The organism is Pantoea sp. V106_11, assembly GCF_029967885.1.
Lineage (GTDB): Bacteria > Pseudomonadota > Gammaproteobacteria > Enterobacterales > Enterobacteriaceae > Pantoea > Pantoea ananatis.
Map to the genome: position 1 here is coordinate 237,437 of NZ_JASCAK010000028.1, position 12,811 is coordinate 250,247.

At 53.0% G+C, this 12,811-nt stretch carries 14 protein-coding genes and 1 pseudogene; 11 read left to right on the plus strand and 4 right to left on the minus strand.

Features of this window, described 5'->3' with window-relative positions; all coding sequences use genetic code 11:
• The first annotated feature begins 37 nt into the window (after positions 1-37).
• The 4 genes from QLG08_RS11760 to QLG08_RS11775 all read left to right on the plus strand — a co-directional run bounded on the left by QLG08_RS11760 (position 38) and on the right by QLG08_RS11775 (position 3,407).
• A complete protein-coding gene (locus tag QLG08_RS11760) occupies positions 38-511 on the plus strand; it encodes a fimbrial protein (protein ID WP_238493100.1) in 474 nt (157 codons plus the stop codon).
• Entirely contained in the window at positions 508-1,497 is a 990-nt protein-coding gene (locus QLG08_RS11765; protein WP_238493099.1) for a reverse transcriptase domain-containing protein, read from the plus strand. Before QLG08_RS11760 ends, QLG08_RS11765 begins: the two co-directional genes overlap by 4 nt.
• 642 nt (positions 1,498-2,139) lie before the next feature.
• Positions 2,140-2,355 carry a hypothetical protein gene (locus tag QLG08_RS11770; RefSeq protein WP_238493098.1) on the plus strand — a complete coding sequence of 72 codons (216 nt, stop codon included), beginning with the start codon at positions 2,140-2,142 and terminating at the stop codon, positions 2,353-2,355.
• Between the two features lie 716 nt (positions 2,356-3,071).
• Positions 3,072-3,407, plus strand: a complete 336-nt coding sequence (locus QLG08_RS11775) for a DUF6694 family lipoprotein (RefSeq protein ID WP_282472941.1) — start codon at positions 3,072-3,074, stop codon at positions 3,405-3,407.
• Positions 3,408-3,548: 141 nt separating this feature from the next.
• On the opposite strand, the gene QLG08_RS11780 is transcribed toward QLG08_RS11775, so the two are convergent.
• Positions 3,549-4,253: a class I SAM-dependent methyltransferase gene (locus QLG08_RS11780; RefSeq protein ID WP_282472942.1), complete on the minus strand. Its 705-nt coding sequence runs from the start codon at positions 4,251-4,253 to the stop codon at positions 3,549-3,551.
• Between the two features lie 275 nt (positions 4,254-4,528).
• Between QLG08_RS11780 and QLG08_RS11785 the strand changes: the two genes are divergently transcribed.
• Positions 4,529-5,761, plus strand: a complete 1,233-nt coding sequence (locus QLG08_RS11785) for a glycosyl hydrolase family 28 protein (protein WP_202631289.1) — start codon at positions 4,529-4,531, stop codon at positions 5,759-5,761.
• Positions 5,762-5,817: 56 nt separating this feature from the next.
• Here QLG08_RS11785 and QLG08_RS11790 read toward each other — a convergent pair whose 3' ends face one another.
• Complete coding sequence (locus tag QLG08_RS11790) at positions 5,818-6,300, minus strand: hypothetical protein (RefSeq protein ID WP_282472943.1); 483 nt, start codon at positions 6,298-6,300, stop codon at positions 5,818-5,820.
• A gap of 331 nt (positions 6,301-6,631) precedes the next feature.
• Between QLG08_RS11790 and QLG08_RS11795 the strand changes: the two are divergent.
• A pseudogene (locus QLG08_RS11795) lies at positions 6,632-6,727 on the plus strand (class I and II aminotransferase); the annotation flags it as partial.
• Between the two features lie 166 nt (positions 6,728-6,893).
• Positions 6,894-7,619 carry a YoaK family protein gene (locus QLG08_RS11800; RefSeq protein ID WP_014606331.1) on the plus strand — a complete coding sequence of 242 codons (726 nt, stop codon included), beginning with the start codon at positions 6,894-6,896 and terminating at the stop codon, positions 7,617-7,619.
• Here QLG08_RS11800 and QLG08_RS11805 read toward each other — a convergent pair.
• Positions 7,616-8,509 (minus strand): lipid kinase, encoded by an 894-nt coding sequence (locus tag QLG08_RS11805; RefSeq protein WP_015700765.1) that lies wholly within the window; start codon positions 8,507-8,509, stop codon positions 7,616-7,618. The two genes, QLG08_RS11800 and QLG08_RS11805, sit on opposite strands and share 4 nt — an antisense overlap.
• 179 nt (positions 8,510-8,688) lie before the next feature.
• On the opposite strand from QLG08_RS11805, the gene QLG08_RS11810 reads away from it, so the two are divergent.
• From QLG08_RS11810 to QLG08_RS11820, 3 genes are all read left to right on the plus strand, one after another.
• Positions 8,689-8,958 carry a cupin domain-containing protein gene (locus QLG08_RS11810; protein ID WP_014606329.1) on the plus strand — a complete coding sequence of 90 codons (270 nt, stop codon included), beginning with the start codon at positions 8,689-8,691 and terminating at the stop codon, positions 8,956-8,958.
• 18 nt (positions 8,959-8,976) lie between these two features.
• Positions 8,977-9,414, plus strand: a complete 438-nt coding sequence (locus QLG08_RS11815) for a DUF4186 domain-containing protein (protein ID WP_029568526.1) — start codon at positions 8,977-8,979, stop codon at positions 9,412-9,414.
• A 139-nt stretch (positions 9,415-9,553) separates the two neighbouring features.
• Positions 9,554-9,871 (plus strand): hypothetical protein, encoded by a 318-nt coding sequence (locus QLG08_RS11820; protein WP_013024991.1) that lies wholly within the window; start codon positions 9,554-9,556, stop codon positions 9,869-9,871.
• Between the two features lie 47 nt (positions 9,872-9,918).
• On the opposite strand, the gene QLG08_RS11825 is transcribed toward QLG08_RS11820, so the two are convergent.
• Positions 9,919-11,112: an AI-2E family transporter gene (locus QLG08_RS11825; protein ID WP_013024992.1), complete on the minus strand. Its 1,194-nt coding sequence runs from the start codon at positions 11,110-11,112 to the stop codon at positions 9,919-9,921.
• Positions 11,113-11,521: 409 nt separating this feature from the next.
• Here QLG08_RS11825 and QLG08_RS11830 point away from each other — a divergent pair, with 409 nt between their 5' ends.
• A complete protein-coding gene (locus QLG08_RS11830) occupies positions 11,522-12,787 on the plus strand; it encodes a phosphatase PAP2 family protein (protein WP_282472944.1) in 1,266 nt (421 codons plus the stop codon).
• Positions 12,788-12,811: the final 24 nt, after the last annotated feature.

Sequence of the window (12,811 nt, forward strand, 5' to 3'; positions counted from 1 at the left end):
TAAACACTTTTTCAGCTGTTTACTGTCCTGTGTTTTCATGTTTTCAGTCACCCTGCCTGATGTTGCGGCAGCAGAAACAGAAAACCTGGAATTTCGCGGCACGCTTATTGAACCACCTCCCTGCAACCTGAGTGAAGCGGGCACTATCAAGGTTAATTTTGGTGACAGGGTCGGTGTCAAAAAAGTGGCTTCGGGTATTTACCGTCAGTCCATTCCTGTGACACTACATTGTGAACAGGACAGCAGTAACGCGGCCTGGCAGTTGATGCTATCCGTCAGCGGCAGCCCAGCCAGCTTTGACACCGATAATGCCACGGTTGTTACGCCGGAACGTGAGGCGTTGGGGGTGAAACTGTATGCCGATGGCAAACCGTTAGTGCTGGATTCGCCCGTCAAGGTCAATGGCACGACAATGCCTGATCTGGAAGCGGTACTGGTTCAGAAAGAAGGTGAAGTGCTTGAAGAAGGGGCGTTTACCGCTCATGCCACCTTGCGGGTAGCCTATGAATGATGACCGACCTCTGGCTGCAGGCATGGCGCTGGCTCTGCAATCAGCGCAGACATGCGCCCGACAATGCCGATATCTGGCATCTGCGGCATCATGCCAACACACAGCTCCCGTTAATCAGGCGGCAGGTAGAAGGCGGTGTATATCGGCTTTCACCGATGCAAACCGTGCGCTGTTATGCCGCAGGTCGCGAATGCGACACGGTGATAATGTGGCCGGCTGCCGATGCGCTGGTGCTCAAATGGGCGGCGCTGACGCTTTCACCCAGCCTTCCCGTTCACACTCACTGTTTGCATTTACAAGGCGGTACGCATCATGCCGTAGGCAGAGTGGCGCAGCAACTGAAGACCGAAGAATGGCAGTATGTGTATCGCACCGATATTCGCGGTTATTACCGACACATTCAGAAGACGATGGCCTGGCAGATTTGGCAGAGCATTACTCAGGACCCTGCCTGTCTGAATTTGCTGTACCAATATCTCTACTACAGTGCGGAGGATGGCGGCGAAATACGTACGCCAGAAACCGGTATTCCCCGTGGCTGTGCACTCAGCCCCCTGACGGAGGCGGTTTTGCTCTGGCATATGGACCGCTACTTCGGTTGTCAGACAGGACAGTATTACCTTCGCTATATGGACGATTTTTTGCTACTGGCACGCCATCGCTGGCCGTTAAAACGCGCGATTCGTGACTGTAATCAGTACTTACAGATAGCAGGTTTTACCTGCCATCCCGATAAAACACAGATCGGCCGACTGAGCCGGGGTTTTGACTGGTGTGGTATTGAATTTAGTCCACCGAATCTACCCCGCATCAGCGACCGGTCATTGAACAAACACCTTGAACGGTGCCAGCGGCTTGATGAGCAGCTCAGAGCACGCGGTCTTTCTGACAAGGATCGTGCCGCCCGAGTGCAGGCATACCGGACACGGTGGACAATTTGGGCAAACAGTCTGGTAAAGGCTGCGAAATACGAGATAACCACATGAACAGATTGATCTTAGGGGGTCTCATGATGACCGCCTCAATGCTGGCGGGTGCAGACACATACCCCTGGCCATATGTTGCATCTGTGGAGGTGCACAATATCAGTACAACCACGGTGGAATATGTACTACACATGGCTACCACCGTGGTGGCCGACAGCAGTGTGACGCCGGAAACCCTTGTTCACGTCGTAAGAACGGCAGCCGGGAAGACCCCACATGGCACTCCGAATTGGGGCTGGGGGCCGTATCGTAGATACACCAGTAGGGGGGGGGGAGATAATAGCTGCGCATGAGCGCCTGTATAGCGGACAACTGATCGACCATGTGATGGACGTCGCCTCGGCACTGAGCGCCAGATATGGGTCGGGCACCCTGACGACAACGAACCGCAGAATGGCGGACGGTAACGAATGCGTCGGAACAGGGATGTGGACATACGAAGGAAACCAGGAGTGGGAGTCCTTCTTGGCTACCGATCTGTGGAACGGAGGGGTACTGGGGGGGTGTTTAGGGATCCCCCCAGTGGACCAATGGTGTGCTCTGAAAACGCCCACCGTTGAGATCGGGTACGGGACCTTGACGCTCAGAGATGCCGAAGGAAGCAACAAAACTGCGGGGGTTAAGGTGGAGTGCACCACAGGGATGAAATACACACTGCGACTACAGGACGCAAATAATGAAACACCACTTGATAACGGCGGACGTGTCACGTGGCAAGCAGGAGGCAAGGCGATGGGCGAAACGCTAACTGGGGAGGCCGGCGAGAATGGTGTTGACCTCACCGCGACGCTTCATGGCCCCTTTGAACGTACAGGGGAGTTCCATGGGAGCGGTATTCTTTTTGTTTCATACCCTTAGGCCAAGAGCTGCACGTACGGCAACGCGCTTAAACCAAAATACAGGCTAAAGCGGGACTCGGTGGAGAGTGAAATGGGCTTAATCATCTACATGAAACAGACCCAGTCTTTAAAGTTGAAGTGAGATCGCCCGCGTCTGTTGGCTTTCTTCCAATAACCTCGAGGGAAAGGGGAAGCATTATTCATGTCTGAAACTATTGCGCTCCAGGTTCACTTATAAAGCTTTTTCTGGTTAACGCTTACAAAAATGCTATTACCGTCGTTATCAGACGCGCTTTAATGATTAATAACTCTTAGCCGAAATGATTAGAAAAAAAGACGCTCTCTAATGCGTACTCCGGATATAGGTCATAGAACCGTATTGAAATTGTATGCATAAAAAGGAGCGTTAGAGGTCGGGCAGTAATGTTAAAAACCTGGAGTTGTCATTCATGTCAGAAATAGAGAATTGATTATGAAAACACAGGCGGTTTAATTCAAATTCGGGTATGCAAGGTGACTGCTTTTTCTAGCTGTAACGAACCCGATAAAAATCATATGGCTTCAGTACTTGGGCCGATCCACTTTATGCTGAAGCGCGGTCAGTGGAGAGCGAGCCAGATTTGTATTTTTCCCACACTTAAAGAGTTGGAAATCTTGCCATTATCACGAAAAGTTCTTTAAAAAAACATCACAAAAACTTACCATTGCGAAGAACTTTTTTAGGATAAAGACGATATGAAAAAAGCAGTGGCAGTCATTTTATTAGCTTTCGCGTTAACAGGTTGTGGCGAGCCAAAGATCGATGGTTCATCCGAACAGGCCTTTCAAACCTCTATGCAAAAAGTCCGTGATTCTCTTGCCGAAGATAAACGCGCGGTCTTTAACGACGCCATTCAAGTCATTGCGTTCAGCCAGGTCAGTATGAAAGAGTTGATGCAGGCGGGCAGCGGTGACGAAGGCGGACGCGCACTGATCGATAAAAAGATCAAAGGCGCGCTGGCTGGCAAGACCGGTGAAGAAGTCATTGATTACGCGCACAAGATCAAGCAAGAGCGCGCGGCTAACCAGTAACATGACTTCTGAATCCTGACCCAGCCGGGTCAGGATGTTGCAGGTAATGGTTGCCTGTTTGATGAAGCCCATTTTATGGGCTTTTTTTTATGCACCGCGTTAAGGCTGTAACAGACCGACAAACGCCTGTTTTCAGCGCCATTACGCTAAAAAGCACGCCTGGGCTTTTACGGACGGAGAAGGGGCTTTGTGATAAACCAGCGTCGCGTGATCCCACCAAGGATTAACATTCACCGCCTGCCCAACCAGCATAAATCCCGCGTCTGCGATCTCGGCGATAAGTGCATCCAGCGGCTTCAGGGTGCGCCAGGGATGAGCGTTAACCATTAAAACCCCGCTGCGGGCATCATAGCGGTCAAGGTCGGTTCGCTGTTTAGGCGCACCATACATACTGCTGATGATCAATGTGCCATTGGCAGCCAGAACCCGATGCAGAGCCTTGAGGCACGCCGCGCGCTGGGGACCGATCAGGCAGTGAAAGCAACTGCCGTCAAAGACGACGTCAAACGTTGCATCCGGATAGCGTGCCAGGTCACAGACATCGCCCTGATCAAAATGGCCGCTTAAGCCTGACTGTTCGAATCGCGATCTGGCCCAGTCCACGGCGACCGCTGAAATATCCACGCCAAATACCCGAAAGCCTTTTTCGGCAAAACAATGTGAGGCCATGGCACCGTTGCCGCAGCCCAACTCAAGGAACGTTCCGCCAGGTGGGATGAACTGCGCAGCACCCAGCCAGCTAATGGTAGCGTTAAGTTGCTGATGCGCCCGTTGATAACCGCTGCCGGTCCAGGCTTCATGGCCTTCCCTCTGAAGGCGACGATAAATAGCGTCATAGCTTTCCACGTCAGGCTCACCTTTTATTCAAAGAGCGTCATGACAGATTATGTGATTTTTAGCGGCTTTTACCACAGGGCATCAGCAGGTAACAAACCGGGCGTATCAGGCATCAGCGCAATAAAAAGATGATGACCTGAAGAACGGCAAGCAGTAAGAATTTAACATTTTGACCACTCCTGGCGCTGCTACCGTGATTCTGCTTTACCTGCAAAGAAGGACTTGCGTATTGTGAGGCCCTGTTTCCTTATCGCCTTTTCACTATGACGAATCTGAATGTGACGATGTGCCGCAGCGCCTCTATTCTGTTCGCAGTTTTGAGCGTATTGATGAGTTTTACGGCTCAGGCTGGCGATCGAAGAAGGGTGACACAGCCTGTCTCGCCGCCCGTTTGCCAGCGGATTTATGCAAGCAATCAATCCAATATCGGCCCGCACATTCAACAGGCGCTGAACAACTGCCCACCTGGCAGGATGGTACTGTTAGTGCCATCGCCCACTGTAAAGACGTTGACGAGCGGCCCCCTGTCTTTGCCCTCCGGCGTCAGCCTGGGGGTTGATAAGGGTGCGGTGCTGAGCGCCATCCCGGATCCACGCTTATACGATAACGGCCGCGGGAGCTGCGGGAAGCTGGATAACCAGGGCAATGGTTGCCGGGCGTTTATTACGCTTAATCACGTCCACGGCAGCGGGATTTACGGGCAAGGCGTGATCGACGGGCAGGGCGCTGCCAGCATGGCAGGTGAGGGGCAAACCTGGTGGCAACTGGCAGCCAGCGCCAAAAATGATGAGGCGAAGCAAAACGCCCCGCGACTGATTCAGATTGATCATGCCAGTGATATTACGCTGTACCAGATCACCCTGAAGAACGCGCCAAACTTTCATGTAGTCATCAATGACAGTCAGGGCATTACGCTGTGGGGCATCACCATCGACACGCCTGCCACCGCGCGAAACACCGATGGCGTGGACCCGATGGGTTCTTCCGATGTCACGCTAATTAACAGTCGAATCAGCACCGGCGATGACAATGTGGCGATTAAAGCGGGCAATGCGCCTGCCTCCCATATCTCCATCCTGAATAACCAGTTTGGCTTTGGGCACGGTATGTCAATTGGCAGTGAAATCAACCGTGGCGTTAGTGATGTACTGGTTGACGGGCTGACGTTAACCGGCACGACGAATGGCCTGCGTATCAAAAGCGATCGCTCGCGGGGCGGGCAGGTCAGGGCGATTCGCTATCAAAATGTCTGTATGCAGAACGTGGACAATCCCGTGGTCATGGATACGCACTATGATACGCACGCGAGCGGCACGATGATCCCGGATTACCGCGATATCACCTTCGATAACGTCAAAACAGGCAAGGGGAAACTTACGCTGGATGGTTACAGCGAGGTTTATCCGCTTGAGATGACCTTAAAGAATGTCACTGTCGGTGAGCAGGCAACGATAGAGGAACGCTTTGCTATCGTTCATGGGCGCTTTACGCGGGCACCTCAAACAGCGTGCCGTTAACCGCATGGTGGGCTGCCCGCGACTTACTCTGGCAGTCTGTTTTGATCTTCATCGCGCTATTTTATCTCGGCTTCAGCGCCATTTTCTGATTCACCATACAGCTGGTTTGCCGTGTCGTTTGGCCAGGATTCAATGTCACCGCAGGAATAGGTATAACTGCCTAACGCCAGTTTATAGCTCAGCACGTTCTTATCGTCTATGGCCGCGCCCCAGACCACTTCCAGCGCTGGATTGTGCGTTTCAATGAAGTGCTTCGATAACTGATCAAACTTCACGGGCACGAAGCGGGAATAGGTATTGTCTGCAGTAAACGCCACGCTGGACATAAACAGATCCATCTCACTACTTTCCCGGTTTTTCAAACCTAAAAGCATGATGTTATCGGACGTTTTCACCAGTTGAAGCTTTATGGTTTTGCCGCACTGCTGCTGTCCGCTGGCAGGCAGATTACCCAGCAGCGGTGCGCGCTCCGCAAGGGCGCTGTTTGAGATTAAAACTGTCGATAGAAAAAGAAAAAAAACAGTCGTCGCGCGTTTCATAAGGCCCTGTATCAAATAAAAAATCATCAGATTGCAGAGCCTGCATGTTTTAACGCTTCGCCATCTTGATCTGTTACATGAAAAGCGCAACAGATTGTCATCTGCGGCATTGACCGGTTACGCGATGTGTTTTATCGCACCAGGGTGAGTAGGCGCGATATAATATGCCGGACAGACAACCTCTGTAACACGCCGCCGGGAAAACCAGATGATAAAAGAGTGACATCATGCGCTTAATTTACTGTTCCAGAGCGATGTAAACCCTGGCGAACAACCAGGTATCTTCGCTCTGCTTTTCAACTTCTCATGCCCCTTCATGGGGTATCCAATTGGACCCGAAGGTAAAGGATTTATCCGGCTAAATCTGGCCTGTCCGCGAGCGTATCTGCAACAAGCGCTTGAAGGACTAAAGAAAATTCGGCTGTGACATCCAGACAGGCCAGCGGTCATCGTTAACCTGCTGGCCTTAATCGCGTATTACCAAGCCCATTCGTGAAGACCGCCTAAAAAATTATTCCGGCGTTTCTTCACGATAACAGGCGGCTGGCGTAAAATCGGCCAACCTGAGTGGGTTGTCTTGCAGAGTGGATCTTATGCTTATCAGCACAGAAACAGAACGGACGTATATCGCTGATAGCCGTCTTGCCTGCACCCTTGCCGCCGTGGCGGGCGCCTTAAATACCGCCGCGTTTGAGATTGTAGGATTCTTTTCCGCCAATATGACCGGTAACGTCTCTTCGCTGTCCGATTTTCTGGCCAAGGCAAAGTTTCACAACGGTCTGTTTTTCCTGTTTATCGTCTGCATGTTTATTGTGGGCGCGCTCTTTTCCACATTAATTATTAATGCCGGACGCAGACGCAAAATTCGCACTATTTACGCGGTGAATATCTTTATAGAAGGCATTGCGCTGGTGGCGCTGGGCGTGATTGAGGCCCGCTATCCCATTGCTGCATCCGGTGTGGTGCTGATCCTGAGCCTGAGCTTTTTAATGGGGCTGCAAAATGCGGTGGTCACGCGTATCTCGAATGCGCGCGTCAGAACGACGCACGTGTCCGGTACCTCCACAGACATTGGCATCGAACTGGCCATGCTGTTTGATGTCCTCCGGCGAAAAGAATCACCCAAAGATGCGCCACTCTATCTGGAACGCCTGCGACTGCATACCTACACGATTCTTGCTTTTCTGGTGGGCGGCGTGGCCGGTATCTGGCTGTGGCATTTGCTGAACTACTATTTTCTGGTGCTTATCGGTCTGGGACTGATGGGCATGGCGCTGGTCGCTATGCTAAAACCTCAGCCTGCTGATGTTGCCCGTTAAGGGTGGCGCTTTTCAGGGGCCAGCACCTTGAGCGCATCATTAATCAGGCAAAACTGCGCGGGCGTTTGCCCAATAATTTCGCCGTCGGCGTTAATGTAGTGCGGACGGCGCGTATGCAGTGTGAGTGCCGTGGTGCTGAAGGTGCGTACGTTACGCCAGCGGCCCTGGGTGCCGCGCCGCAAAGAGGGGAAGAGCGCCAGCAACTGCCAGCTTCTTTTCAACTCCAGGCTGTAGACGTCCAGCAGCCCATCGTCCGGGGCCGCGCTTTGCTCTACGGTCATGCCACCGCCGTAAAAACGTCCGTTACCGACCGAAACCTGAACGGTTTTGATCGCAATAGCCTGTCCCTCATGATGTAACGTCGCACTAAAGGGGCGGCTTTGCCGCAAGATGCGCAGTGCTGCAAAAGCATAACCCAGCACGCCCCAGCGTTTTTTGGCCTGAGCCGTAAGGTTCCGCGCCAGCTCTGCCGAAAAACCGATGCTGGATACGTTCAGGAACAAATGACCATTTACCTCACCCAAATCCACAAAGCGTACGTGTCCCTGGCAAATGATGCTGACAGCCTGCTCCAGCTGAGGCGGAATCCCGAGCGTACGTGCAAAATCGTTGGCGGTGCCAAGGGGCAAAATGCCTAAGGGTAAGCCGGTCTGCATAAGGCCCGCTGCCGCCGCATTGAGGGTGCCGTCGCCCCCGCCGACAATCACCAGATCCACCTGGCTGGCATACGCGGTGATGAGCTCAGCGTAAGGACGGCTGTCGTCGTAAGCGGGTTCTAGCAGAATCAAACCGGATTGCTGCAGCAGCTGCGTGGCGCGCGCGGCATCAATGCGACCTTTACGTGAGCGCTGGTTGATTAAAAGTAATGCCGTCTTTACCCTTTGCTGCATGCTTCGTCCATTTTTAATGAAATGTTAGTGATGAAGTAACCAGAAAGTACACATGCGGGATTATCTCTTACAACCTTGCTTGCGCTACTTTACGTAAGCTCTGGACGGGGGATGGCCCTGACGAACTGCGCCAGGATTGTCTACACTGACAGAAAATGGCACGACTCACGGGAGCACAAATGACAGAACAGCAATTTCGAACCCTTCTGGCAGAAAAAGGGTTTGCAGAGCCGGTTATTGTGGAGCGGGGCGCAAATAGCGAACTGGATCATCATGAACATCCCTTTGAGGCAATGGCTCTGATCCTGAGTGGCGATATTACCTTGTACACCGAAAATCAGGCGACCACCTATCGCGAAGGCGATATTTTTCACCTGCATGCAGGGCAGCCGCACCGCGAGACGTTTGGCGACCGAGGCGTTCGCTATCTGTCAGGCAGAAAAAGTTAATCCGGTGATGCGCCAGTGATGAACACCTTTGACGCGCTGTTTCAGCGCTTAGCCCAATCGCCTTTTCGTCAGCGTTTCCGTCTGGGGCGGTCGGAATATGACTACTGCCTGACGAAGGGAGAGGCCGATGTGGCAGCCCATGCGGCCACGTTTGTCCAGCAGCGGCTGGCTGCCAGCGCACCGCCTAATGACGGTAAACAGACGCCAATGCGCGGCCATCCGGTTTTCATCGCGCAGCACGCCACCGCGACCTGTTGTCGTGGCTGTCTGGCGAAATGGCACGGGATTGCTCAGCATCAGGCGCTGGATGATAAACATCAGGCTTATGTGGTCGCGGTGATTATGCACTGGATCCATCAGGCGATGGCGCAACCCGCGCCTGTGCCGCGCGTACGTAAGGCCAGAGCCGCCGCCAAATCACCTTCGCCGGGCAGCCAGCAGCTGGATTTGTGGTAGAAAAGATTATGCGGCTGATGGACTTTTAACCAGTCAGGTTCGCCATATTTCATTTCAGGTCTATTCTTAAATCGTTCTTTGGTCTCCTGTGCCAGGATAATCACGCAAGACGACAAATTTCACACAAGAGGGAATTACGATGAAGAAAGCAATTATTGCACTGTCTGCTGTTTTACTGGCCTCGCCAGTTTTCGCTGCTACCACAACGGATGAAACTGTCGCTGAAGCGCACAAAGGCGCAGATACCGCTAAAGAAAAACTGCATCAGACCGAGCATAAAGGCGAAGAGCTGAAGCTGAAGTCTGAGCATGCCGCAGAAGGCAAGAGCAACTCGACCTCCAGCAAAATTTCTGAAAGCACGCAGAAAGGCTGGCACAAAACCAAAGAAGGCACCGAGAAAGGCTGGGATAAAACCAAGCAGGGTGCTGAAGACCTGAAAAATAAAGCGACTAACTAAGCCGCTTTAGTGTGAAAAAACCCACCGATGGTGGGTTTTTTTATGGCTTATTTTCGAGCCGGCTCGGCCGGAACCGTTTTCGCCTCCAAGGCCTCGGCCTTTGCGGCCTCTGCTTCTGCCGCATCCTGTTGTGCGGTATCAGACTGTTTTTTTCCTTCTTCAATAAACTCTTCATCGATCTCTTCGATGTTTTCACGGTTATCGCGTCCGGACAGCAGATTCCAGCAGGCAATGAACAGCGCGGCGATCACCGGGCCAATCACGAAGCCGTTAATGCCGTAGATTTCCATCCCACCCAGTGTCGTAATCAGAATCAGGTAGTCAGGCATTTTGGTGTCTTTGCCCACCAGCAGCGGGCGCAGAATGTTATCTACCAGGCCGACAACCACGACAAAGAAGCCGACGAGGAACAACCCTTTCCACAGCGCACCGGTGGCGAAGAAGAAAATGGTCGCTGGAACCCAGATAATGGCGGAACCGACCGCAGGAACCAGTGACAGGAAGCCCATCAATGCGCCCCATAGCAGGCTGCCATCGATGCCGGTAAACCAGAAAGCCAGCCCGCCCAGAATCCCCTGCACGACGCCAACGACGACCGTGCCTTTCACCGTTGCGCGTGACACCGCGGCAAACTTCATAAACAGATGATGTTTAACGTAGGTAGACAGCGGAAGCGCTTCCAGAATGAGATGCACCAGATAGGAACCATCTTTCAGCAGGAAGAACAGCAGGTAAAGCATGATGCCGAAGCCAACGGTAAAACTGAACGTACCTTTACCGATGATAAAGGCGCTGCCCGCCAGATACTGACCGCCCTTAAGGGCAAATGCCGACAGCTTCTGCTGAATCTGCGTAGCATTGTCCAGATTATTTTCAGCCAGATAATGTTTAGCCCAGCCCGGTAGGTGCTGTAACAAATCGGCGAAGACCACCGGAAACTGGGCGGAGTTGGTTTGCAGCTTGTGATAAACCGTGTTCACCTCCACCACCATGGATGAGGCGATGATCGCTAACGGGGTGAAAACGATCAGGCAGATGCAAACCAGCGTCAGCAGTGAGGCAAGACCGTTACGATCGCCCAGTTTGCCGCGCAGATACCTTTTGAGCGGGTGGAAGATGACGGCCAGCACCGCTGCCCACAAAATGGCCGAAAAGTAGGGCGCTAATACTTCAAAAAAGGCAATGGTGGCCATTGCTAAAATCAGAAGGAAAAACCCGACAGTAAGTCCTTTAAAGCGCATTGGATAACCTCATGTAAACATCCCTTAATAAGCACGCACGCCGATGCGGCCATTCGCAACCCGAGAGTGTATGAATGTGGCAACGGTAATCAACGATCAATTCTGTTTTTTAATCAATGTCAGACGGCATTCGTGCGGTAACGCCCTCACAACGTCGTAAAGAGGTGGCGGGGCGTAGTCTTGACATCGCCATTGGGCAAGACCTCGTTATCTGTGAATAACACCGGTCAATCCTACACTAGCGTAGCGGGTTCGGCCGTTTTTGCTGCCTGTTCGCGGTGGTTTATTCAGCGCGCAACGCGCTTTGGGGGTAAACCTCTGGCATAGCAGCTGAAATAAAAATGTCATAGGGCAATGCTAGCGTGACAACCGGCAAGGTCAGAGATAATCAGACATCAAAGGAATAATAATGAAAATGAAATTCACGCTGATTGCGGCGGCACTGCTGGTGGCGCAGCAGGCACAGGCAATTTCGTTGTCCGAGGCCAGCACGCTGGCAAACAACACCTCGCAGGGATCGTCCAGCCCGGCTTTTAACGCACTTGAATTACAGGCGCTGGCGGCAGAGCGGGCGGCCATACAACATGGCGCGCCTGCGCTCAGCCGTGACCAACTCAAGCAGGCGAAGAAGAGTGATAAACTCGCTGACTACCAGTGGCTGAAAGCCAGTGGTTATGATTTCCAGGGGACTGCGTTGCAAAAGGCAGGTATTGCCCTGTTATCAGGGTTCAGCACGCTGCCGAAAGCGGTACTGGACGCCAATCGTGCCACGGTGACATCAATTAACCTCAATGCCACTCAGGGCGAGCGCCATCAGGCGCTGGCGGACGCAGAGGGGATCAGCTATCTCTATTTTCTCGCCGATGCACTCGGGCCGCGTTTAGGTAAAGCCTTCCTGGCCGCCTATGACAAAGGCGAAATCAATAAGGCGGCAGCCCTGATCAAAGCCAGTGAAGTCAGTACCGGTGAAGCAAAAAAACATTTTAACTATCCGCGTCCTTTCCTGCACAAAGGGAATACGATTCATCTGGTGCCGGATGATACGGTGATCAAAGACAATCATCCCTACACGGCCGATGGCGGCTCGTTCCCCAGCGGGCACACCAACACGGGCTATACCGATGCGCTGCTGCTGGCCGAGATGGTGCCGGAGCGGTTTGAAGCCTTACTGCAACGCGGCGCACGCTACGGCTATTCACGGCTGGTTCTGGGCGTACACTACCCGCTCGACGTGATGGGCTCGCGCATGGTGGCGCAATACAACGTTGCCCATTATCTGAACGATGCCGCTTATCGGACGTTATTCAATGATGCCCGTCAACAACTGCGTAGCGCGCTGGAAAAAGAGTGTGGAACAACCCTGGCGGCGTGCGCCAAACCTGCCGGTAGCGACGATCCTTACGGCAATGGCAGCATGAAGCCGTTTTATCGCTTTACGATGAGCTATAACCTACCCAAGGTCGCCGGGAACGCGGCCAAACTGCGGGTACCGGACGGGGCCGAGGTGCTGCTGGAAACGGCCTTACCCCAGCTGTCCGCAAAACAGCGCCGTGAACTGATGGTGAAAAGTGCCTTATCTGCCGGTTATCCGCTGGGTGGACCGGGCGCCGATCAGGCATTCTGGCAGCGGCTGGATCTGGACGCCGCTTACGCACAGGCCAAATCCCACAGATAAAAAACATGGGCGGGAATCTCCCGC

Bases quoted from the DNA above. Each gene is read 5' to 3' on its own strand.
- QLG08_RS11760 (WP_238493100.1), top strand. From the start codon at position 38: ATGTTTTCAGTCACCCTGCCTGATGTTGCGGCAGCAGAAACAGAAAAC.
- QLG08_RS11825 (WP_013024992.1), bottom strand. From the start codon at position 11,112: ATGCGCTTTAAAGGACTTACTGTCGGGTTTTTCCTTCTGATTTTAGCA.
- QLG08_RS11765 (WP_238493099.1), top strand. From the start codon at position 508: ATGATGACCGACCTCTGGCTGCAGGCATGGCGCTGGCTCTGCAATCAG.
- QLG08_RS11820 (WP_013024991.1), top strand. From the start codon at position 9,554: ATGAAGAAAGCAATTATTGCACTGTCTGCTGTTTTACTGGCCTCGCCA.
- QLG08_RS11800 (WP_014606331.1), top strand. From the start codon at position 6,894: ATGCTTATCAGCACAGAAACAGAACGGACGTATATCGCTGATAGCCGT.
- QLG08_RS11775 (WP_282472941.1), top strand. From the start codon at position 3,072: ATGAAAAAAGCAGTGGCAGTCATTTTATTAGCTTTCGCGTTAACAGGT.
- QLG08_RS11805 (WP_015700765.1), bottom strand. From the start codon at position 8,509: ATGCAGCAAAGGGTAAAGACGGCATTACTTTTAATCAACCAGCGCTCA.
- QLG08_RS11790 (WP_282472943.1), bottom strand. From the start codon at position 6,300: ATGAAACGCGCGACGACTGTTTTTTTTCTTTTTCTATCGACAGTTTTA.
- QLG08_RS11770 (WP_238493098.1), top strand. From the start codon at position 2,140: ATGAAATACACACTGCGACTACAGGACGCAAATAATGAAACACCACTT.
- QLG08_RS11830 (WP_282472944.1), top strand. From the start codon at position 11,522: ATGAAAATGAAATTCACGCTGATTGCGGCGGCACTGCTGGTGGCGCAG.
- QLG08_RS11815 (WP_029568526.1), top strand. From the start codon at position 8,977: ATGAACACCTTTGACGCGCTGTTTCAGCGCTTAGCCCAATCGCCTTTT.
- QLG08_RS11785 (WP_202631289.1), top strand. From the start codon at position 4,529: ATGTGCCGCAGCGCCTCTATTCTGTTCGCAGTTTTGAGCGTATTGATG.
- QLG08_RS11810 (WP_014606329.1), top strand. From the start codon at position 8,689: ATGACAGAACAGCAATTTCGAACCCTTCTGGCAGAAAAAGGGTTTGCA.